This is a genomic window from Arthrobacter sp. UYEF21 (assembly GCF_040546085.1).
Taxonomy (GTDB): domain Bacteria; phylum Actinomycetota; class Actinomycetes; order Actinomycetales; family Micrococcaceae; genus Arthrobacter.
This window is the reverse complement of record NZ_JBEPNF010000012.1, coordinates 15111-36147: the sequence shown is the minus strand read 5'-3', so window position 1 is coordinate 36147 and position 21037 is coordinate 15111. Positions and strand designations below refer to the sequence as shown.

Here is a 21037-nt window from a genome sequence, read left to right as displayed (position 1 = left end):
CCGATGGATAATTACCCGGATGCTGCCGTCGACCAGATGCCGGAATCGGAGCTGCCCGAGACCGAAGAAGCACCGCAATTTCTGCCTCTCGCGGAACTGCACCTACACATTGAGGGCACGTTGCAGCCCGAGCTGATCTTTGAGCTGGCGGAGCGAAACGGCATGGCACTTCCCTATTCGGGCCTTGAAGAGTTACGGGCGCTGTACGAATTCAGCGACCTGCAGTCGTTCCTGAACCTGTACTACGCCAACATGGCGGTGCTGCGGACTGAGCAGGACTTCGCCGACATGACCCGCGCCTACCTGGCCCGCGCGGCCGTTGCAGGCGTCCGGCATGCCGAGATCATGATGGACCCGCAGGCCCACATCTCCCGCGGCGTCAGCCTGGAAACCTGCGTTAACGGTGTGGCCTCGGCCTTGGCGACGTCGGTGGGGGACTACGGAATTTCCACCCTGCTGATCGCCGCGTTCCTCCGCGACCTTTCCGAGGAATCGGCGCTGGAGGTCCTGGACGGCCTGTTGGTCATGAACGCGCCCATCGCAGCCATCGGCCTGGACTCGGCCGAAGTGGGTAACCCGCCAGCCAAATTTGAGCGGCTGTTCGCGAAAGCCCGCGAAGCGGGCCTGCGGCTCACCGCGCACGCGGGCGAGGAGGGACCGGCGTCGTACATCATCGAAGCGCTGGACGTCCTGGGCGTGGAGCGGATTGACCATGGCATCCGCTGCATGGATGACCCCGACCTGGTGGAACGCCTGGTGGACGAGCGGATTCCGTTGACGGTTTGTCCGCTTTCAAACGTCCGGCTCCGGGCCGTGGACACCTTGGCTGACCACCCGTTGCCTGCGATGCTTGCCGCCGGGCTCAACGTTTCCGTCAATTCGGACGATCCTGCCTACTTCGGCGGCTACGTGGATGACAACTTCGCACAGCTGCAGGCAGCTTTTGAGCTGTCCGAGTTTGACCGGTCCCGGCTCGCGGCCAACTCCATTCACTCATCGTTCGCCTCTGAAGAGCGGAAAGCCGAGCTGCTGGACGAGCTGAACCGGGTGTAGCTCCGGCCCGAAGGGGTCGCTAAACTGGGACGCGTGCGTGTCGTGGGAAGTGAGCGGCGGTTCCCCGAAAAGCGTTTCCGGGTTGAGAAAACAGCCCACTAGCCGAGACTCTTGCCTCGGTTCCGCTGTAATCGACGTCATAGTCGGTCACGACACGCAGAGTTAACCATTTCAAGTCGTGCGATTTAATACCGTCTTGGCAAGATGCCTAGAGACAGATCGCTTCACTAAGGGGAATCATGGCCACGTCCATCGCAGAAAACACCTACCTTCGACTCAAGACCGTATTGGATGTCCTGACAGAGGGCGCGTGGACGGAGGAGGCCCGCAACGCCGGCGAGGTCCTGGCGGAAGCCACCGCCCGCGTGCCGTTCAGCGATCACGAGGCGACGCTGCTCAGCGGCGGCATTCCCCGCGGCCACAAGACCCTCACCTCCGCCACGGCCAAGCTGGTCAAGGCTGGCTGGCTGGTCAAGGGCCGTTCCGGCTGGACGATCACCGATGACGGCATGCGTGCCACGGTCGCCTTTCCGGATGCGGATTCTTTCGCGGCAGCGCTCGACGCCGGCACTCCTGTCCCGGCCGAAACCCCGCTTCCTGCTGCTCCCGCAGTGAAAAAGGCTCCTGCCAAGGTAGCTGCCGCCAGTAAGACCCCGGGCACCAAGACGGTGGCCGCTGGGTCCCCCGAGAAGGAGGCGCCCGCCAAGAAGGCTGCCGAAGCAGTGGGCAAGGCCGCCAAGCTGATCGAGGAGGCCGTGGGGCCGGTGGTGAAGGCCGTCCGTTCGCGCAAGGCCACCCCGAAGGCTAAGACTAAGGCTGAGCCGGTTGTGGCGGAGCCGCTGGAGGGGCCGGACGAGGAAACCTTCCCGCAGCCCGAAGCGGTGGCTGTGGCCGGCGACTTCAACACCTTCCTGGGTGCACCGGAGAACTGGGCGCCGCAGTACGACGAGTCGCAGATGGACTTCGACTTCAGCTTCCAGGTGTGGACTAAGAGCACCGAACTGCCTGCCGGCTTCTACACCTTCAAAATTGCGCTTAACCGCTCGTGGTCTGAGAACTACGGGGCGTACGGCACGTTCGATGGCCCCAACCATGAACTGCACCATGAGGGCGGCACCGTCACCATCCGCTACGACCACCGCACGCGGGACATCACCATCAACTGACCTGCGTGTTAATTCACCCGGGGTTAAATGCGCCGTCGGTAGTCGTGCGTATTCTCTGGACAAAGTCTCCTGAGTGAACCAATGTGGGAACCGGCTGCACTGGCCGGTTCCCACATTGTTTTCCACTGCAAAGGAGATACAAAAGTGACCCTTCCCTCAGGCCTTACATCAGGTGTCTGGAACCTCGACATGTCCCATAGCGAGATCGGATTTACGGTCCGGCACGCAGGCATCAGCAAGGTTCGTGGCCGCTTCACGGACGCATTGGCCGAGGCCCGGGTGGGCGAGTCTCTCGCAGATGCGTCGCTGCACGCGACCGTCAAGACTGCCAGCTTCGAGTCGGGCGACGCCAACCGTGACGGGCACGTCAGGGGCCCGGACTTCTTCGACGTGGAGGAGTTCCCGGAGATGACGTTCCGGGCCACGTCAGTGGAGGGCGACGGCGAGGATTACACGCTCACAGGCGATCTCACTATCCGCGGCGTCACCAAGCCGGTGGAGCTGGAGGTTGAATTCACCGGTGTTGCCGTGGACCCGTTCGGGGCCACCCGCGCCGGCTTCTCCGCAGAGACCGAAATCAGCCGCAAGGAATTCGGCCTCACCTGGAATGCGGCGCTGGAAGCCGGCGGACTGCTGGTCAGCGACAAGGTCAAGATCAACGTCGAAGCTGCGCTGGTCAAGCAGGCCTGAGTGCCATGACCACTGGCAGCCCCCAACCGGGCCATATCCGGCTCTCTGCCCGCGTCTTCGGCGTGGTGCAGGGGGTCGGATTCCGTTTCTGGACGATGGGCAAGGCGGACGAGCTGGCGCTCAAAGGCGTAGTCAAGAACCTCGACGACGGCTCAGTGTCCGTGGTTGCCGAAGGACCGGACGAACAGGTGCATCAGCTCCTGGCCTGGCTGCGGTCGGACAAGACGCCCGGCCGGGTAGAACGCGTTGAAGAAGCCATCTCCGTGGCCGAGGGGTTGTTCCACGACTTCAGGGCCCGCTGACACGCTCCTTGGCGCCCGGCGGGTAGCCGTGGCGGCGCCCTGCGAGGATCAGCACCAGCGCGACGGCGGCAGGAATTGCGGCGGCGACGGGGATCATGACAGGCCCGGCCACCGTGAGGGCGGCGGCGCCGAACATCGCTCCGATGGTGATGCCCACCTGGATGGTCAGGACGGTCAGGCCGTTCGCGGCGTCACGGTACTCACCGCCCGCCCGAAGGATGGCGGACTGGTTGTAGATTCCCATGGCGCCGATGCCGGTGCCCCACACGAACATCAGGATCATGGCGGCCGGCAGTGCAAGGTCGGCGCCGGCCATGCTTCCGAGTGCGAGCCCGGGCAGGGCGGTACCCACCAGGGGAAGCAGCAGCAGGGAAACCACCACGCCGGCGACAGTGATGAGGTGCCAGCGCCGCGGCTTTGAATCCACGGTGATGCCGGCGATCCAGATGCCCACCAGGCCGGCGACGCCCAGGACGCTGATTGAGAGCGGGATGCTGAAGTCGGGGAGCCGGATCTCGCGCAGGAACGGGGCAATGTAGGTGAACAGGGCGAAATGCGCCATCAGCATCAGTGGCCAGCCAACAGCCACGACCTTGACGCCCGGCTGGGCGATCGCTTTCCGGAGCGACGGGTGTGGAGCGTCGGGGATGCGGCGCACAGGGGGAAGCTGCCAGACGGCAAGGAGGGCCAGCAGCACGCCGGAGGCGGCCAGCACCAGGAAGGCCGAGCGCCAGCCGAGGAGGTTGCCAAGCGCGGTGCCCACAGGGGCGCCAATGGCCAGGCCGAGGCTGTTGCCGCTGAAGACGATCGCCAGGGCCTTTCCTACCTTATGGGCGGGGACAATTCGGGCCACAAAGGGGGCCATCGCGGACCACAGCAGGCCGTGGGCTATGCCGCCCACCACGCGTGCTCCCATGGCGGCACCGAAGTCGGCGACCACAGCCACCAGCGCGTTGCTCGCCGCGAAAGTCAGGATCAGTGCGACGAGCAGGAAGTGCCGTGGGATCCGGGCCAACGCCATGGATAAGGGGATGACAGTAACAACGATGATGGCCGCGTAGCCTGCCGTCAGGTAGCCGGCCGTGGCTTCCGACACTTTGAAGTCCGCGCTGATCTGGGGCAGCAGGCCGGAGGGCAGGAGTTCGGTGGTGATGGCGGTGAAGCCGATGGCAGCGAGGACGATCAGCGCGCCCACGGGCAGCTTGTTGCTTTGGGATGTCACCCCCTGAACTTACCTTGCTTGCTTCCTGGCGCGGCTGAGGCCGATGAAGGCGCCAAGCTCCTCCAGCGCCGCCGGTTTGGACGGCATGTAGTGGGTGAGCTCCGGCGAGCGGACTATGACGGCACGCCATTGACCGCGGGAAACGGCCACGTTGATCCGGTTGCGGTTTAACAGGAACTCCGCGCCGCGGGGAGCTTCGGCCACCGCCGAGCAGGCCATGGACACCACAACAACCGGCGCTTCCTGGCCCTGGAACTTGTCCACGGTTCCCACCCGGACCCCAGACAGGCCAGCCAGTTGCAGGGCGTGCCGGATCAATTGGACCTGGGCATTATAGGCGGCCACCACCAGGATGTCCTCCGAGGTCAGGGGCCGGACGGGCATGTCGCCGCCGGGGATCCACTTCAACCCCATGTGGCGCTGCGCCTGCCTGACCACTTCGGCTGCTTCTTCAGGGGAGGACGTGGTGTTCCCGCTGTGCGTCACGAACACTGTTTCGACGCCGGCGGGCACCTCGGCCAGGCTGCGCAAGGACGCGGCCGGCGCCGGTTCGAGCTTGCCGTCGTAGCTGAGGACGGACACGGCACGGCACAACTCGGGATGCATGCGCCAGCTGTCGGCCAGGAAGTAGCCGAGGTTTTCGGGCAGCGTGGCATGGCCGGCGGCGAGCCAGCCGAGGGCCGATTCGTCCACAGGTTCCGGATGCGAGCCCTGGGTGACCTGCGGCAACTGCTGCGGGTCGCCCAGGAGCAGGACGCGCTTGGCGGCACGGGCCACGGCCAGGGTGTTGGCCAGCGAGAACTGCCCGGCCTCGTCAATGACCAGCAGGTCCAGAGATCCTGCGGGCACGGACTTGCCGGTCATGGTCCAGGCGGTGCCGCCCACCAGCGCCCCGCCGGGAGCAGCGAGGAGGGTGGCGACGTCGTCGTCCTTCTTTTGGTGCCACGGCACCACGTGGTCTCCGACGATCTTTTTGGCCACCCGGGAAGGATCTACCCTCGCCGATTCGATGGCGGTGCACAGCATGTTTTCCACCACCGCATGGGATTGCCCCACCACGCCGATCTTCCAGCCCTGAGCCACCAGCCGCGCAATGACATGGGAGCCGACGTATGTTTTGCCCGTCCCGGGTGGGCCCTGCACGGCAAGGTAGGAACGGTCGAGGTCCAGCAGTGAGGCGGTGATGGCCGTGACATAATCGGCAGCCCCCGTGCCGTCCGTCCCGACGGCGGCGGGTGCCGCCAGGGTGCGGAAGCGCGGCGGCAGTTTGCGGAGGATGTCAACGCCGGGATGTTCCGGAAGTTCCGGGACAGCGGCACCCACGCTTTGGGCCAGCTCGGTCAGGGCGGCTTCGATGCTCGCGGTGCGGACAGGCTGGTCCTCGGTGAGGGCCACCGGAATGTGCGGGTAGGCGGGGACCTTGCCGGTTTCCTTCTCCTCGATGGTGATGATGCTCTGCCCCGGGAGCCGTGCGTGGTCCTCCACCGCCGTCACCAGCGTGCCAAACGTGAAGCCGCGGCCCGTGGGGTTGCCGGAATCCTCGAGGCCGTCCGGGACCGGCGAGTCATAAACCCGGCACCACGTGCTGCCGGGTTTGAAGTCCGATCCCTCGCTCATGGTTCCGGTCAGCCGGAGCGTGCGGGTGCGCATCCGGACGGTGGGCCTGGCCAGCGCCCAGTCCGAGACCACTTCGGCGGTGTCCACCACAAACACGTTGCGGCGCTCGGACCAGAGGTCGATCTCGGACTCGGTGCGGTCGAAGTGTTCCCACCAGAACTGCTTCCGTTCACGCCGGTGGTATCCCGTTGCCGCTGCCACCATCGCAATGGCCCGCTCGTCGTTGGTCCACGGCCGCGTATCCGGGAGGCTCGCCAGGTACTCCTGGAGCCGAAGCCCCTCCGGCGTGGGTTCGGCTTCGGGAATCGCGGGCCGCATCGCCGGCCGCCCGCCGTCGTCGTGCGTTCCGCCGGACCCGGGACCCGAGGCCGCGCCTTCGGTGGGAGCGGACCTGGAGCCCCGCAGTCCCAGCAGCCAGTCGCGGAGGCGGACGGTCGAGAGGCAGTCGTACTCGTTGTAGTCGGAGATCGAGGCGAGGATCCTGGCGGCTTCGGCGGAGTGGCCGTCGTCCCGGGCTGCGCAATAGGCCGCGTAGGCCACCACCGAGGCGCCGGCGTCCTTCACGTCGCCGGAGCGCAGGTTGTCGCCCATGTACAGCGGCTCGAGTTTCTTGATGGAGTACGACGGCTCGGAGATCCGCAGCGAATGCCGGGCCGTGGCGTAGAGATCCACGAGCACTCCTTCGCGGAGCCAGTTGTCCACGATGTCCTCGCCCGCCAGGTGCCGCGCGGACAGGTTCCGGAGCGCCGATTTCTCGTAGGCGGCGTAGTGGTAGACGTGCAGGTCCGGGTACCGTGCGCGGCGTTCTTCCACGTAGGCCAGGAAGTCCAGGAAAGCCTGCCGTTCCCCGGAGCGGGAGTGTGCCCAGAAGGGTCGGAATACGGGTTTGCCGGCGTGGTCCACTGCCCCGGCAGCTGAGTCGACCGGCGCCTCGATCACGCCGAACAGATACTCCAGGCCCCACTGGCTGGTGGCCGGGTCCTGCCAGAGCGGGTCCCCTTCGAAGTCGAAGAAGATGTCGCCCGGGCTGGGCGCCGGAATGCTGCCCAAGGCATTCTCCGGCAGCACCTTGAACGTGACAGTGTGGTCTTGGCCGTCCGTGGTGAACGTGCGGGAACCGTCCGGCACGTCCCGGCCCAGCTGCATCCGGGCCTGGTCGCGCAGCCTGACCACAGAGCCCGAGGCCCTGCCCGCGGGGAGATCGGCCAGCGCGTCGATGGTGGTGACGCCGTCGGCGATGAGCTTTTTCCGCCGGGGGGTGGTCATGCCACCCACCATGAGGAGGTCGCGGTGGGCCTGAACCTGCTCGGCACAGTAGTTGCACCGGCCGCAGTAGGTGACCCCGGCCTCCTGCCACTGGACCGCCGAGCCGCGTTCCCGGTAGCCGGCGGTCAGGGCACGAAAGCGGTCACGGCGCTCGCGGAAGACCGGCAGCAGGTCGGGCAGGGAGTGGTGGCTGCGCACGTAATCGCCGTCCTCCACGGCGCCCAGAACGAGGGTGACCCGTGGTGAGGGGTCCAGTCCCATGCCGATGAGCTGGTCGCCGTAGGCAGCGAGCTGAAGAAGGGCGCCTGCTTTGGCGTGTCGGGCCAGTTTGGTGTCCCATACTTCGTAGCGGCCCGGGGCGCCTAAGCCGGCGCCGGTGCCGGCGCCCTCCTTGACGATGAAGTCTGCGTAGCCCAGGAACTCGCCGTCGAAGAAGGTGGCCTGGAAGACGACGTCGGCCCCGGCGCGGAGCGCAAGCTCCGTTTCGGCCTGTTTGGACTCAAGATCCGCACGGACGGTGTTGCCGCGCTCGATCGAGTACACCCCGGTGCCCCGGCCCGCATCCCAGATGCCGTATTTGGTGATCAGGCCGGCCAGGACCTTTTCCTCATGCTTGTCGCCGAGCGTGCCCGCGCGGCGCTGCATCTCGTCGTCGGGAAATTGGGCTTTGGGGGAGCGGCCCAGTTTCTCGTCCAGGACACGGAGCGTGCGGTATTCGCACTCGCTGGCGGCCACAAGATCGCTGGCGGAAAACACCAGGTCCTTGGGCCCGCCTGCTGGACTGGCAATGGCAGGATCGAGCAGAAACACGGGGCCTCCCCATTGATTTCCCTGGCCGGAGGAGGTTCCCCTGGCCATGCGTTGAATCTATCAACAGGGACTGACAACGCGGGGTCACCCTAGGCCCATCGGGGGTCACCCTAGGCCCATCCGGGGCCTCCGGGAGCGCCTGAAGTGAACCCCGCGTTGCTTTAGCTTTCCGCGGCCCGCACCTGGGCTTTGTCGTGCTCGGCGTGGGCGTTGCGGAGCAGATCCATGAACTCGGTTTCGTTGCGGACCAGCCGCTTGTACTTCTCCGGCAGGCTCCGGATCTGGTTCTCCTCGCGGACCATCTTGGCGAAGATTTTGTCCCGCTCCGCCATGTCTGTTTCGTAGGTGAGGTCCAGGTACTCGGTGGCGTGCCGCTTGGCGCCGGACACCGCGTTCTTGGCTTTGCCTTTGGGGCTGAAGAGGGACGCCAGGATGGTGACTACCAGGACGCCCAGGATCACGGTCAGGGAAACACCCGTACTGACTTCCACCACATTGACGTGTTCGCCGTCGTTGATGAACGGCAGGGTGTTTTCGTGCAGGGCGTGCAGGATGAGTTTCACGCCGATGAAACCCAGGATGGCCGCGAGCCCGTAGGACAGGAAGATCAGGCGGTCCAGTAGGCCGTCGATCAGGAAGAACAGTTGGCGCAGGCCCATGAGCGAGAACGCCGTGGCGGTGAAGACGATGAACACGTTCTGGGTCAGGCCGAAGATGGCCGGGATGGAGTCGAGGGCAAAGAGGATATCGGTGCCGCCGATGGCCACCATCACCAGGAGCATCGGCGTGAGGACGCGCTTGCCGTTTTCCATGGTGAACATTTTGTCGCCGTCATAGTGTTCCGACGCCGGGAGGAATTTCTTGGCGAGCCGGACCACCAAGCCTTCGGCGTCGTCGTCGTCGTGGCCATCGGGTTTGAGCAGGTTTCCGGCCGTGATCAGCAGGATGAGCCCGAAGATGTAGAACACCCACGCGAAGCTGTTGATCAGGGCTGCGCCGAGGAAGATGAAGGCGGTGCGGGCGATCAGCGAGAAGACGATGCCGAACAGGAGCACCTTTTGCTGGTCAGCCCGGGGCACCTTGAAGCTGGCCATGATGATAAGGAACACGAAGAGGTTGTCCACGGACAGGGCCTTCTCCGTGACATAGCCCGCGAAGTATTCGGTGCCCATGGTGGTGCCGCCAAATATCAGCACACCGAGGCCGAAGAGTAGGGCGATGCCTACGTAGATGGAGGACCAGATGGCCGATTCCTTCAGCGAGGGCGTGTGCGCCTTCCGCACATGGAAAAAGAAATCGAAGGCCAGAAGGCCAGCAATTCCCGCGATGGTCAGGATCCAGGCAAGGGAAGAAACTTGCACGTCGGCGCACTTTCGTCGGAGTCTTCCTCCAGCCTACCTAAGCGGGCTTCAACAGTTTTCGCTTCATGACAGCCTCCCGCGAGAGCGTTTTGTAGCCTTCCCGCTCAAACAGGACGGTGATCACGTCATCCTCGTAATGCATCACCAACCCGGCACCCCACTTCTTGTGGGTCACCGGCGACTGGAGCGGGAACGGAACGTCGCCGGCAGCGCCGCCGTCGTGATTCCGGGCCTGCGGCTGGGCAGCGCCATGCTGCGTGCGCTCGATGCAGGAATCGCAGTTGCCGCACGGCTCCGGGAGGTCCTCGCCGAAGTAACCAAGCAGGAACTGGCGCCGGCAGCCGTCCGTTTCGGCGAAGCCGCGCATCATGTGGAGCCGGGATTCGTCCACGCGCTGCCGCGCTTCTGCCAGTTCGACGGCGCGTTGCACCAGTGCGGCCGGCCTGGGTTTGGAGGTGAGCCGGACGCCCCGCTTGCCGGAGGCCACGGCACCGGCCTCCTGCAGCTGGTTCAGGAGACCCATCATGCGACGAGACTTGAAGCCGGTGAGCTCGGCAAGTGACGACGCGAAGACGGGCTCGTCCGCCGAGCGGAGGGCCTTAAGCACGGCCAGCAGGGCCTCGGGGTCCGGACGTTGGGCTTGTCGATCCCCATCCCGAAGGCCGTGGTGGCCACCACCACGTCCAGTTGGTCCGCCATGAACAGTTCGAGGATCCGCTCGCGGTCCGGTGTGGAGCGGCCTGCGTGGTAGGCCTCGGCGCGAAGTCCCTCTCCGGCCAGCTTGGCGGCGTATTTCTCGGTGTCCTTGCGCGTGGCCGCGTAAAGCAGGCCCTGCTGCCGCGTGCCGGCATTAGAACCGTTTCCGTGGACCAATGCGGCGATCTGTTCCACTACCGCACGGCGTTTATCCTTCTCCACGTGGTGCCTGACCACGTCCAGCATGATGTTGGGCCGGTCGAAGCCGCGAACCAGGATCAGCGGATCCTTCATCCCCAGCCGTTCCGCAATCTCCTCTCTGACCGGAGGGGAGGCCGTGGCCGTCAGCGCGGCCACGGGCGGGTTGCCCAGGTGCTTCCTGACTGTGCCCAAGTTTAGGTAATCGGGGCGGAAATCGTGTCCCCAGGACGACACACAGTGTGCCTCATCCACCACAAACAGTGCCGGGCGTATAGCGGCGATCCGCTCCACAGTTTCCTTTTTGGCCAGCTGCTCGGGCGCCAGGAAAACGAACGTGGCCCGGCCTGACTCCACCTTCCGCCAGGCTTCGTCCAGTTCCGCGTCGGTGTGGGAGGAATTGATGGCGACGGCGGCGTCCGCACCGAGTGCCTCGATGAGCCCGCCGATTTGGTCCTCCTGGAGGGCGATCAAGGGTGAAACCACGACGGCGGGGTGTCCCGCCTCGCGGTAGAGATGCGTGGCGGCTACCTGGTAGATGGCGGACTTACCGTGGCCGGTGGGCATCACGGCCAGGACGTCACGGCTGTCGACCAGGGCGGCCATGCCGGCGAGTTGGCCGTCGCGGAGTTGCGGGAGGGAGAACAAAGAGGAGGCAAGTGCGCTCAGCGCAGGGTGCTCGGGCATGAAGGCGGCTCCGGATGGTGGGTCCTGCGGCCGCTTGCTTCAGCCGTGGTGACCAGCCTACGCGAGGTGGCATCCGCCGTCGTCCGCGGTCCGAGAGAGCACACCCCTCCGTGCTCGCTGACGGGCCGCTTTTCCTTGACTTCCGGGACGCCCTGAACAAGTGTGGAAGAGACCCGTACCATTCTGAATATTTTCGTGTTTGCGGTTTGAGTCTGAAGAAGGAGAGTGCAGCGTGGCGCGCAAAAATCCGAAGGTCGAAGAGGTCAACGAGGCTGACATCGAAGTCAGTGGCCACCCGAAGACGTGGGCCGCCGGCGTCCCCGGCGTCTTCCACTCGATGGAGCCCGCCCTGACACACATGGGGGTGGGCCGGGCCGCGAAGACGCTGCTGGCGCTGAACCAGAAGGACGGCTTTGACTGCATGAGCTGCGCCTGGCCGGATCCCGGCCATCGCAAGACCTTTGAATTCTGCGAAAACGGTGCCAAGGCGGTCACCTGGGAGGCCACGCCCGTGCTGGTCGGCCCCGAATTCTGGGCCGAACACCCTGTCAGCGAACTCCGGGAACGCTCCGAGTACTGGCTGGGGATGCAGGGGCGCCTCACCACACCGGTTTACAAGGCAGCGGGTGAGGACCACTACCGGCCGGTCAGCTGGGACCGTGCGTTCACCATCCTCGGGGACAAACTGATATCTCTGCCCAGCCCGGACCAGGCCACCTTCTACACCAGCGGCCGGACCTCCAACGAGGCCGCTTTCCTGTACCAACTGTTCGTCCGGGCGTACGGCACCAATAACCTGCCGGACTGCTCCAACATGTGCCACGAATCGTCGGGCTGGGCTATGGGCCAGACCATCGGTATCGGCAAGGCCACAGTCTCCGCCGATGACTATGCCAAGGCGGACCTGATCATCATTATGGGTCAGAACCCGGGCACGAACCACCCGCGGATGCTGACTGCCCTGGAAGAGACCAAGGAGGCCGGGGGGCAGATTGTGGCCGTTAACCCGCTGCCGGAGGCCGGCCTGCGCCGCTACAAGAATCCGCAGAAGGTCAAGGGCATCATCGGCCACGGAACCCAGATTGCGGACCAGTTCCTGCAGATCCGGCTTGGCGGCGACATGGCACTCCTCCAAGCCGTCTGCAAGCGCGTGCTCGACGCCGAAGCCAAAAATCCCGGCACGGTGCTGGACCATGCCTTCCTGGCGGAGCACTGCCACGGGCTGGAGGAGTTGAAGGCCCACCTCGCCGAACTGGACGAGGCAGCCGTCCTTGAGGCTACCGGGCTGCGGACTGAGGAAATCGATGAACTGGCGGACCGCTACCTGAAGGCCGAGAAGGTGATCATCACCTGGGCCATGGGCATCACCCAGCACAAGAAGGGCGTGGCCACCATCAAGGAGATCATCAACCTCCTGCTGCTCCGCGGCAACATTGGCAAGCCGGGCGCCGGAGCCTCACCCATCCGCGGGCACAGCAACGTCCAGGGTGACCGGACCATGGGCATCTGGGAGCAGATGCCGCCGTCGTTCCTGGACGCACTGGGCAAGGAGTTCAGCTTCGATCCGCCCCGGGAACACGGTGTGGACTCCGTGGAAACCATCAGGCAAATGCGCGACGGCGGGATCAAGGTTTTCGTCGGGATGGGCGGCAACTTCGTGGGAGCCATTTCGGATACCCAGGCCGCCATCTCGGCGATGGAAAACACGGAAATGTCAGTCCAGATTTCCACCAAGCTCAACCGCTCGCACACCGTGACAGGTGCTGAAGCACTGATTCTGCCCACCATGGGCCGCACCGAGATTGACCTGCAGGAGTCCGGGCCGCAGTTTGTTTCGGTGGAGGACACCGTGTGCGCAGTCCACGGCTCACACGGCGCCGTCCCCCCGGTGGCACCCGGGCTGCTATCCGAGGTGGCCATCCTCAGCAGGCTTGCCCAGAAGGTGGTGGGTGACCGGGTCAATGCTGACTGGGCCGGGTTTGAGAAAAACTACGACCTCATCCGCGACCACATCTCCCGGGTGGTCCCCGGCTGTGAGGACTACAACGGGAAAATTCGGCAGGAGGGCGGCTTCGTGCTGCCGAACGGCCCCCGGGACTCGCGCACGTTCGACACCCCCATGGGTAAAGCGATGCTCACGGTCAACCAGCTTGAACACGTCGACCGGCCGGCGGGCACGCTGATCCTGCAAAGCATGCGTTCCCACGACCAGTTCAACACCACCATCTACGGCAATGACGACCGCTACCGCGGTATCAAGAAGGGCCGCGAAGTGGTGTTTGTAAGCCCCGAGGACCTGGCCGGCCTTGGCCTCAGCGACGGGCAGCACGTGGACATTCACGGTGTGTACCAGGACAACGTGGAACGTGTGCTGCACAACTACCGGGTGGTTTCTTACCCCACCGCGGCGGGCTGTGCGGCCGCGTATTATCCCGAGGCTAACGTTCTTGTTCCGTTGGACAGCGTGGCTGAAGGCAGCCAGACACCCGTGTCCAAGGCAGTGATCGTCCGGCTCGAGCCGGCCAAGGCACACGCGCCGGCGGAGGTGGCCGCCGGCTGACTGCTGGCCGCCGGCTGGCTATTGGGCGCTGTGCGTCCAGCCTTCCGCGCCCGGCTCCGGGTGGGGGCTCGCCTGCTGGCGGGCGTCCGCACAGAGCCTGAACGCGACGTCGGCGGCTTTGGTGATGGAGGCCGTCGAGGCTGCCTTGGAACCCGCGCTTCCCGTGCCGGCCTCGAGCGCGGCGGCGTAGCCCACCAAGAAGGCGGTGATCGGGGCAGCTGCGTGCGTCACAGAATCTGCGGATTTCCGGGCCAGCTCAAGGATCAGCTCCTGGTCCAGCTTTAGGTCCAGGATCTGCAGGGCCTGGGTCAGCTTATGGGTCCACTGGTCCAAAATCTGGGCTTCGTCGTCGTTCGGGGCCATGATGTCTCCTTTGTGGGGCGGGTTCGCGGAACGGGCTTGTGGAAGCAGGCGGTTCTCAGGTATCAATGGTGGACATGTTGGGGTAGCGGGCCCCTGCGGTAGCCCCGGCAGGCGCCAGTTCATCCAGCTGCCGGAGGTCCTCCGCGGTGAGTTCGACGCCCACCGCACCCAGGTTCTCGGCGAGCCGTTCGCGCTTTTTGGTGCCGGGAATCGGGACGATGTGCGGGCCCTGGGCCAGTAGCCAGCCGAGGGCGAGCTGGGCGGGGGTGCATTGCTTCTGGCCGGCCAGTTCCTTCACCCGGTCCACGAGCTTCAGGTTGCGGGCGAGGTTTTCGCCTTGGAACCGGGGCGAGTGCCGGCGGAAGTCGTCGGCTGCGAAGTCATCAGCAGAGCGGATCTGGCCGGTCAGGAAGCCGCGGCCCAGCGGGCTGTAGGGCACAAAACCGATCCCCAGTTCCTCGAGCACCGGAAAGACTTTGGTCTCGGGTTCGCGTTCCCACAGCGAGTACTCGGTCTGCAGCGCGGTAATCGGATGCACGGCGTGGGCACGTCGGATGGTCTCCGCCGACGCCTCGGACAGGCCGAGGTGGCGGACCTTCCCTGCCTCGACCAGCCCGGCCATGGCCCCCACGGTGTCCTCGATGGGGATGGTTTTATCCACGCGGTGCTGGTAGTAGAGGTCGATGTGGTCCAAGCCCAGGCGCTGGAGGCTGGCATCGCAGGCGGCGCGGACGTAATCCGGATGGCCGTTGATGCCCACCCAGGAGCCGTCCTCACGGCGTTCGTTGCCGAACTTCGTGGCCAGTACGACGTCGGCGCGCCGCCCTGAGATCGCACCGCCCACCAGCTTTTCATTCGTGAAGGGCCCGTACATGTCCGCGGTGTCCAGAAGACTTCCGCCGGCGTCGAGGAATGCGTGGATGGTGGCGATCGATTCCTGCTCGTCGCCCGTCCCGTAGAACTCGCTCATGCCCATGCAGCCCAGGCCCAGGGCGGAAACGGTTAATGGTCCAAGCGTCCGGTCTTCCATGCGGATCTCCTTTGCAGCGGAACTGGCTCGAAGGCCTGCCGGTTCCGCAAGCCGCATGGTGCACCGTAGGCCACTATAGGCACGTTGTGTCGGGTGTCACAACAGGTTTGCGCAGGAGCGCCAGGGTTGGGAAAGCCTGCAACGAAGGTGAATCCCCTTGAGCGACCATCACTTTCAGCCACAATCCGGACCGCCACCGGTTCGAGGTTCTGGATGCCGGAAAAGTGATAGGGAAGGCCTGGTACAAGGCGTACCACGGCCATGGCTCGGTGGAGCGGATCTTCTATCACACGGTGATCAACGTGGAATACGCGGGGCAGGGTTGGCAGGCAGGCTGGCCAAAGTGGCGCTGGATGAGACGCTTGCTGCGGGCCTGCGGATCGTACCGGTCTGCCCGTTCATCAAGAGCTACATCACCAGGAACCCGGAATATGAGGGAATGCCGTGGCCAACACGCCCGCGCATCTGCGGATCCTGGACGAAGCGCTGGCAGTCCGGGCCTGACCTCCTTCCCGGCTGAGACCGGCCGGGGCCGGTCATCAAATCGCGCTTCCAGCGGCCGATAGAGCAGACTGTTTCCGTGAGCAACCAACCCCGGATGCGGCTGGCTGTCGCAGGCCTTAGCCTGGGCACGGCGCTGAACCCGTTGAATTCGTCCATGATCGCCGTGGCACTGGTGGTGCTGCGCGCGGATTTCGGGCTCGACGTCGCAACGGTCACGTGGGTGATTACTTCTTTCTACCTCAGCTCTGCTGCCGGCCAGCCGCTGATGGGCAAGCTAGCGGACAGGTTCGGACCGCGCCGGATGTTTATGCTCGGCATGGCACTCGTGGCCGTAACCTGTGCCCTGGCTCCCTTTTCGCCGAACTTCGCTTTGCTGTGTGTGGCCCGGGCCGTGATGGCGTTGGGCACCGCCGCGGCTTACCCCAGTGCGGTGGTGATGGTCGGCGTCCTGGTCCATCAACCCGGCAACGCCCAACCGGCCGCCCTCGGATCGTCCCGTCCCTTGGGGCACATCCAGATGGCCAACACGTCCGCGGCCGCCGTCGGGCCGGTCATTGGTGGCCTGCTGGTGGGCTTCGTCGGCTGGCAGGCGCTGTTCCTCATCAACGTTCCGTTGGCGTTGGCGGCGCTGCTGATCGTACAGCGGGCGGCCCCCGCGGACGAGGCGAGGGAACGTGGAAGCTTCGCTGCGCTGGTGCGGGATTCGGATATCCCGGGAATCCTGGGCTTCGTCAGCTGCCTGCTGCTCGTGATGATGGCGCTGCTCGACGTGGCGCCGGGGTACCGGTGGCTGCTGCTGGGCGCCGGAACCGTAACGGCGGCTATGTTTGCCTGGCGTGAACTTCATTTCAGCCCGCCGTTCCTGGACCTGAGGCTCCTCGGCAGGAACCGGCCACTGATGCTGGTGTACGTGGGCTTCGCGGTGTTCAACAGCGTCTACTATTTTGCGTTCTTCGGCCTGCCCCAACTGCTGCAGGAGTCGGGCGGCTACGAGCCCGGCCTGGTAGGGCTGCTGATGCTGCCGCTGGCCGCCACATCCGTCCTGGCTACCCCGGGGGCAGTCCGGGCGATGGGAAGATTCGGCGTCCGGCGGGTGCTGATTGCCGGCGTCGTACTTCTTGCTGCGGTGGCCGCCCTCATGTGGCTCCTCACCCACTCACTGGCCATACCGCTGGTCCTGGTTCTGACTGCCCTCATGGGTGTTCCGTTCGGGGCGGTGAGCATCGCCTCGAACCAGGGCATGTTCGTCTCCACCCGGCCGCAGGAACGCGGCGTTGCTGCCGGAATCTTCCAGACGTGCCGTTATCTGGGCGCCATCACGGCCACCGTCCTGATCGGCGTGTTCGCCGCCGGCGGCGTGGACCAGGCGAGCTGGGGGCTGATGACCGTCACGATGCTGGCGCTCAGCGCCGTGGCCTTCGCGGTGACGCTGCTGTGGCGCGAACAGCCCAGATAGCGTGCGCAACGATGACGGCGTAGGCGCGCGCTACTCGTGGAGCGGCAACCCACGGCCGGCAGCGGAACCGACTTCGAGCGCGGCCTGGCCGCCCTGTCTGCTGCCGCGACGGCGAAATAGCCCTGCGCCTCGGGGAGACCGATTTTCCGGTCTAGTTGTCGAGGATCTGCTCGCGCAGAATGTCCGCATGCCCGCAGTGCTGGGCGAGCTCGCGCAGCACATGCAGGTAAACCCAGTGCAGGGTCAGCGGGCCGCGGCGGTTCCCAAGAAGCTCGTCGTCGAGGGCCAACGACGACGTTGCCCGGCGCGCTGCCTCGCAGGCTTCCTGGTGGGCCCGCTGGACACTGGCGATCGTGTCCGCGTCTGTGAGGATGAACGACTCGTCGGGCGTGGCCGCTATGCCGATCTCGGCACGGGACCGGCAGGTGATGGCTTCGTCGAACCAGACCTTCTCAACCAGGATCGCGTGTTTCACCAGGCCGAGCAGCGTGGTCCGCGATGCCACCAGGGACCGGCGCGCCTGCTCCTCAGTCAGCCCGTTCAGGCAGCCATTGAGCATGTTTCGATGGTCATCGAGGAACGCCTCGAACTGGGCGCGGTGAGGCTGACGGATGGCGTTCTCGGCGAACGCGGCGAGGGGAACAGACATCCACGAAGTATGGCAAGGCTCGTGCCCCAAGGCAACGGCCGACGTCGGGCGCCAACCCGTGGTGACCGGCAGGCCACGCGCCTAACCCGCAGAACGCCGATTCCGTGCCAGCCGTGCCAGCCGGACGAAGGCGTAAACAAAGGCGGCTTCAATCAGGAGCATCAGGCCCAGTAACAGCCATTGGCCCTGGGCGATGAAGACCACCGCGCCGGTGACAACCAGTGTGGTTCCGAGGCCCAGCGCGTACAAAGCGAACCCAAGAGCCACTTTCGCGCTGCGCACGCCCGTGCGGAAGCCAAAGCCAACGGGTTCGCCGCCAGGGTAGCCCTGCACCCGGTCGGGGGCTGCGGGCGTGAGACTGTCGAACTCCTCCCAGGGGTCCGCATCCGGATTGGTCATGACTCCATTATCCCGCCATGCCACCCCACATTTGCCCTATCAGGTTTCGCCACGGGTTTGGGGACCAAAAGTGACGGGCAACCTCGGATTAGTGTGCCTGTTCCGATCTCGGCGGGGGCAAGGACGATGTCGAAGCGGGTACGGGCCCGAGCGGTGTGGCCGAGGTCGCGGCCGTCGGGGGTCGGGGTGCGTCACGATGGTCCGGAGGCCGGGTGCAGTGGCCATGAAGTGCAGGTGGGAGGCGCGGACGGAGGAGCGGCCGGCGGCCTCGAGCATTTTTCCGACGGGCCCGTCGTGCGGGATGGGGTACGGGGCAGGCGTGAGTCCCCAGAATTCCACATGTGCCCAGTGGAGCGCTTGGAACATCGAGCCACTTTGTGAACGTCCCGGCTATGTCCACGACGTCACATTCGGTTGCCGGTGCGTCGCTGCTGACGGTCCAGCCACGCCCCACAGGGTCGTCGAATCGTCCGCTGCGGCCGCTGGCCTCCACCGTGTCCTGCACCGGGGGCACTGCCGTTGAAATCCCCTATATCCGTACTCCCCTGTTCAGCTCCATAATGGCCACATAAGCTTCGGGGACCCTCGCGCCGAAGATGGCTGGCGGGGCGTTGCAGAGTCCCAGGTGGCCGCCCCGGCACTTGGCGCAACGGACGGCCACGCGGCCCCGGACATGGACGTTCCGGGACTGAACCCGGGGGAGAGCACCGCCTTCAAAAAGAAACAAGGCACAAAGGAAATCATCATGCTCAAGGATTCAACGATCATGGCTGTCCTGCCCGCGAAGGACATCAACAGGGCGAAGGATTTCTACCGCGACAAGCTGGGACTCGAATCATCCGATGCCATGGAAGAAGGTAGCCTGATGTACCGGTGCGGCAACGGAACCAGCTTCCTGCTCTACCAGACAGATAATGCCGGCTCGGCTAAGAACACCCAGATGGGCTGGGAAACGGACAACCTCGAAGCCGAGATGGAGGATCTGCGGGGCCGCGGCGTGACCTTCGAAGACTACGACATGCCCGGGTTGAAGACGGAGAACGGCGTTTCCACCAATGATTGGGGCAAGTCCGCCTGGTTCCTGGACAGCGAAGGGAACATCCTCAACCTCTCCCAGCGCGCCTAGCGGTTTGCCCGGTTCACGCAGCACCAAAACAGGAGCGGAGGTGCCCAGGCCCCTACCCGGACCTGGGCGCTTCCGCGTAGTTTCTAGGGTTTGACGGCCTCTGCCTCGGTTTCGCTCCAGATGGTGCCTGCGATCGGACTTTTCCAGCAGGTGGCCCACCAAACCAGCAGCGCGGGCCATGACGCCCAGGCCGCGCGCCACCTTCCAGGGAATACCCATCGTCCCGGACAAGGCACCGATGGCGCCGGTGACGTTGACGGGCAGGATCTTGCCCGACCGTTCGCTGGCCACGGCCGAGATCGCCGTCATCAGGCGTCCGGCCGAATCGTCATAGCCCAGTTCCGCGGCCAGGGCGAACAGCCGCTATCCGCAGGGCGGGCGCGCGTGCAAGCATGGGCTCAATGGAACTTGGCACAAAAGGGGGACTTCATGAATTCCAACGGACTGCTGCTGGACGCCTTCGGCCGGATCCGGGACAGAGTGGAGGCCACGCTTGAAGGGCTCGACGACGGGGCCCTCGTCCGCCGGCCAGCTGGCACCGGAAATTCGGTTGCGTGGCTGATCTGGCATCTGGGCAGGGTGGAGGACGCCCAGGTATCTTCTGCCGCTGGCCTGGAGCAGGTCTGGATTTCGCAGGACTTTGTGGCCCGTTTTGACCTGCCGCTGCGCGGCCGCGATACCGGCTATGGCAATTCGACCGAACAAGTCGGCTCGGTGCGGGTGCCGGCGGAGCTGTTGCTTGCGTATTACGAGGCCGTCCACCGGCAGACCGTGGGGTTCATCAGCACCCTCAGCGACGAGGATTTGGACCGGGTGGTTGACAAGCGGTGGGACCCGCCCGTCACCCTCGGCGTGCGGCTGGTCAGCACCATCGCCGACTGCCTCCAGCACGTGGGGCAGGCCGCCTATGCCACAGGACTGAAGTCTTAGGAGGCAATGCCCATGGCTGAGACTGCGCAGGCCGTTCTCCATGACGGCTCAACCATCGCCGGTGCCGTCCAAGGTGAGGGCCCTGCCATCCTGCTACCGGTCAGCTTCGAGAACAGCGGCGCACCATGAGGTCCTTGCCGCGGTGGGCGAGGACCGCCGTCGTTGTTTATCTGTCTGTCACCGCTGCCGTTGTCCTGGCAGTGCTCCTGACCGGGGCGCTGGAGGTGGGTCCGGACGCGGGCTTCAGGGACGGGCTGAGGCTGGCCCTGGTGGTGCTGACTCTGCCCGTTTCGGCTGCGTATTTCGTCCTGGGCACGTTTAGTTCAGCGAGGCCACCGTCGCCGGGTGAGTTCAGCCTTGGCGGGTTGAGCCCGACGGTGGCCCTCTACTTTCTGGGGTTCCTCCTCCTGTCGGTGGTGAACGCCGCGGCCTTTCGGTCGGTAGTGCTCGGCGCACGGAAGCGTCACACCGGAGTACAACTGCGCGGGGTTACCCCGGACGTGCGGAACCTCCTCTGGACGGTACCCTTGGCGATAGTGCTGGGCCTCCCGCAGTGGCTCGTGGCGAGTTTTGCCTGGTGCGGGATCAGCGGTTGCAGCGGCGGCGGCTTCGGGGTGGCCACCGGATCCGAATGGCTGGCAATCACCTTGAGCGTGGTCAACGGTTTCATCCTTGCGGTGGCGTTGTTCGGCGTGCGCTGGCTGTATCCCACGGGGAAGCGCGCGGCCGTTGCGGTGGCGGCCGGAACCCTTTTCGGACTTCTGGGCGCTGCGGTTACGCACGGCTAGCACTGCCAGGCCGGCGGCTGGCGGGCAGTGCTAGCCGTTGCCCGCCAGCCACTTCATCGATGGCCACGTTGCCGGTCTCATACTTTCCGCGGACTCATAGGCGTAGCACCCCGCCATCATCTCTCTGCCCTTCCCGTTCATGGCCGTTGTTACCCGGTCCATCA

General features: G+C 65.3%; 18 protein-coding genes and 2 pseudogenes. 11 read left to right on the top strand and 9 right to left on the bottom strand.

Features of this window, described 5'->3' with window-relative positions; genetic code table 11:
- The first annotated feature begins 36 nt into the window (after positions 1–36).
- The 4 genes from ABIB27_RS13055 to ABIB27_RS13040 all read left to right on the top strand — a co-directional run bounded on the left by ABIB27_RS13055 (position 37) and on the right by ABIB27_RS13040 (position 3211).
- Positions 37–1053 carry an adenosine deaminase gene (locus ABIB27_RS13055; RefSeq protein ID WP_354216242.1) on the top strand — a complete coding sequence of 339 codons (1017 nt, stop codon included), beginning with the start codon at positions 37–39 and terminating at the stop codon, positions 1051–1053.
- A 239-nt stretch (positions 1054–1292) separates the two neighbouring features.
- Entirely contained in the window at positions 1293–2219 is a 927-nt protein-coding gene (locus ABIB27_RS13050; protein WP_354254000.1) for a pullulanase X25 domain-containing protein, read from the top strand.
- A 144-nt stretch (positions 2220–2363) separates the two neighbouring features.
- The gene (locus ABIB27_RS13045; RefSeq protein ID WP_354216142.1) at positions 2364–2909 is read left to right on the top strand and encodes a YceI family protein; all 546 of its coding nucleotides are present in this window, start codon (positions 2364–2366) and stop codon (positions 2907–2909) included.
- Positions 2910–2914: 5 nt separating this feature from the next.
- Positions 2915–3211: an acylphosphatase gene (locus ABIB27_RS13040; RefSeq protein WP_354216141.1), complete on the top strand. Its 297-nt coding sequence runs from the start codon at positions 2915–2917 to the stop codon at positions 3209–3211.
- Here ABIB27_RS13040 and ABIB27_RS13035 read toward each other — a convergent pair.
- The 4 genes and pseudogenes from ABIB27_RS13035 to ABIB27_RS13020 all read right to left on the bottom strand — a co-directional run bounded on the left by ABIB27_RS13035 (position 3198) and on the right by ABIB27_RS13020 (position 11068).
- Entirely contained in the window at positions 3198–4433 is a 1236-nt protein-coding gene (locus ABIB27_RS13035) for an MFS transporter (RefSeq protein WP_354216140.1), read from the bottom strand. The genes ABIB27_RS13040 and ABIB27_RS13035 overlap by 14 nt on opposite strands.
- A 9-nt stretch (positions 4434–4442) precedes the next feature.
- Positions 4443–8126, bottom strand: coding sequence for a TM0106 family RecB-like putative nuclease (locus tag ABIB27_RS13030; RefSeq protein ID WP_354216241.1), 3684 nt, complete (start codon positions 8124–8126; stop codon positions 4443–4445).
- A gap of 161 nt (positions 8127–8287) precedes the next feature.
- The gene (locus ABIB27_RS13025; RefSeq protein ID WP_354216139.1) at positions 8288–9487 is read right to left on the bottom strand and encodes a TerC family protein; all 1200 of its coding nucleotides are present in this window, start codon (positions 9485–9487) and stop codon (positions 8288–8290) included.
- A 37-nt stretch (positions 9488–9524) separates the two neighbouring features.
- Positions 9525–11068, bottom strand: a pseudogene (locus tag ABIB27_RS13020) (RecQ family ATP-dependent DNA helicase).
- A 232-nt stretch (positions 11069–11300) separates the two neighbouring features.
- Here ABIB27_RS13020 and ABIB27_RS13015 point away from each other — a divergent pair.
- Entirely contained in the window at positions 11301–13628 is a 2328-nt protein-coding gene (locus tag ABIB27_RS13015) for an FdhF/YdeP family oxidoreductase (RefSeq protein WP_354216138.1), read from the top strand.
- A gap of 18 nt (positions 13629–13646) precedes the next feature.
- Here ABIB27_RS13015 and ABIB27_RS13010 read toward each other — a convergent pair whose 3' ends face one another.
- On the bottom strand, positions 13647–13991 hold the full coding sequence (locus ABIB27_RS13010; RefSeq protein WP_354216137.1) for a DUF6457 domain-containing protein: 345 nt from the start codon (positions 13989–13991) through the stop codon (positions 13647–13649).
- A 55-nt stretch (positions 13992–14046) separates the two neighbouring features.
- Positions 14047–15021, bottom strand: coding sequence for an aldo/keto reductase (locus ABIB27_RS13005; protein WP_354253998.1), 975 nt, complete (start codon positions 15019–15021; stop codon positions 14047–14049).
- A 343-nt stretch (positions 15022–15364) separates the two neighbouring features.
- Here ABIB27_RS13005 and ABIB27_RS13000 point away from each other — a divergent pair, with 343 nt between their 5' ends.
- The gene (locus ABIB27_RS13000) at positions 15365–15541 is read left to right on the top strand and encodes an N-acetyltransferase (protein WP_354253996.1); all 177 of its coding nucleotides are present in this window, start codon (positions 15365–15367) and stop codon (positions 15539–15541) included.
- A 60-nt stretch (positions 15542–15601) separates the two neighbouring features.
- Complete coding sequence (locus ABIB27_RS12995) at positions 15602–16981, top strand: MFS transporter (protein ID WP_354253994.1); 1380 nt, start codon at positions 15602–15604, stop codon at positions 16979–16981.
- A 151-nt stretch (positions 16982–17132) separates the two neighbouring features.
- Here the strand turns inward: ABIB27_RS12995 and ABIB27_RS12990 are convergent, their stop codons facing one another.
- The 3 genes and pseudogenes from ABIB27_RS12990 to ABIB27_RS12980 all read right to left on the bottom strand — a co-directional run.
- Positions 17133–17630: a DinB family protein gene (locus ABIB27_RS12990; RefSeq protein ID WP_354253993.1), complete on the bottom strand. Its 498-nt coding sequence runs from the start codon at positions 17628–17630 to the stop codon at positions 17133–17135.
- 81 nt (positions 17631–17711) lie between these two features.
- Positions 17712–18029, bottom strand: coding sequence for a hypothetical protein (locus tag ABIB27_RS12985; protein WP_354216132.1), 318 nt, complete (start codon positions 18027–18029; stop codon positions 17712–17714).
- A pseudogene (locus tag ABIB27_RS12980) lies at positions 18026–18362 on the bottom strand (dioxygenase family protein); the annotation flags it as partial. The gene ABIB27_RS12985 and the pseudogene ABIB27_RS12980, both read right to left, overlap by 4 nt.
- 412 nt (positions 18363–18774) lie before the next feature.
- On the opposite strand from ABIB27_RS12980, the gene ABIB27_RS12975 reads away from it, so the two are divergent.
- The 4 genes from ABIB27_RS12975 to ABIB27_RS12960 all read left to right on the top strand — a co-directional run bounded on the left by ABIB27_RS12975 (position 18775) and on the right by ABIB27_RS12960 (position 20873).
- A complete protein-coding gene (locus ABIB27_RS12975; protein ID WP_354216240.1) occupies positions 18775–19155 on the top strand; it encodes a VOC family protein in 381 nt (126 codons plus the stop codon).
- Positions 19156–19333: 178 nt separating this feature from the next.
- Complete coding sequence (locus ABIB27_RS12970) at positions 19334–19489, top strand: hypothetical protein (RefSeq protein ID WP_354253991.1); 156 nt, start codon at positions 19334–19336, stop codon at positions 19487–19489.
- A gap of 95 nt (positions 19490–19584) precedes the next feature.
- A complete protein-coding gene (locus tag ABIB27_RS12965; protein ID WP_354253989.1) occupies positions 19585–20085 on the top strand; it encodes a mycothiol transferase in 501 nt (166 codons plus the stop codon).
- 125 nt (positions 20086–20210) lie between these two features.
- Positions 20211–20873, top strand: a complete 663-nt coding sequence (locus tag ABIB27_RS12960; RefSeq protein WP_354216129.1) for a hypothetical protein — start codon at positions 20211–20213, stop codon at positions 20871–20873.
- The last annotated feature ends 164 nt before the right edge of the window (positions 20874–21037 follow it).

Bases quoted from the DNA above. Each gene is read 5' to 3' on its own strand.
- ABIB27_RS13010 (WP_354216137.1), bottom strand. From the start codon at position 13,991: ATGGCCCCGAACGACGACGAAGCCCAGATTTTGGACCAGTGGACCCAT.
- ABIB27_RS12990 (WP_354253993.1), bottom strand. From the start codon at position 17,630: ATGTCTGTTCCCCTCGCCGCGTTCGCCGAGAACGCCATCCGTCAGCCT.
- ABIB27_RS13055 (WP_354216242.1), top strand. From the start codon at position 37: ATGCCGGAATCGGAGCTGCCCGAGACCGAAGAAGCACCGCAATTTCTG.
- ABIB27_RS13040 (WP_354216141.1), top strand. From the start codon at position 2,915: ATGACCACTGGCAGCCCCCAACCGGGCCATATCCGGCTCTCTGCCCGC.
- ABIB27_RS12965 (WP_354253989.1), top strand. From the start codon at position 19,585: ATGAATTCCAACGGACTGCTGCTGGACGCCTTCGGCCGGATCCGGGAC.
- ABIB27_RS12960 (WP_354216129.1), top strand. From the start codon at position 20,211: ATGAGGTCCTTGCCGCGGTGGGCGAGGACCGCCGTCGTTGTTTATCTG.
- ABIB27_RS12985 (WP_354216132.1), bottom strand. From the start codon at position 18,029: ATGACCAATCCGGATGCGGACCCCTGGGAGGAGTTCGACAGTCTCACG.
- ABIB27_RS12970 (WP_354253991.1), top strand. From the start codon at position 19,334: ATGACGCCCAGGCCGCGCGCCACCTTCCAGGGAATACCCATCGTCCCG.
- ABIB27_RS12975 (WP_354216240.1), top strand. From the start codon at position 18,775: ATGCTCAAGGATTCAACGATCATGGCTGTCCTGCCCGCGAAGGACATC.
- ABIB27_RS13050 (WP_354254000.1), top strand. From the start codon at position 1,293: ATGGCCACGTCCATCGCAGAAAACACCTACCTTCGACTCAAGACCGTA.
- ABIB27_RS13005 (WP_354253998.1), bottom strand. From the start codon at position 15,021: ATGGAAGACCGGACGCTTGGACCATTAACCGTTTCCGCCCTGGGCCTG.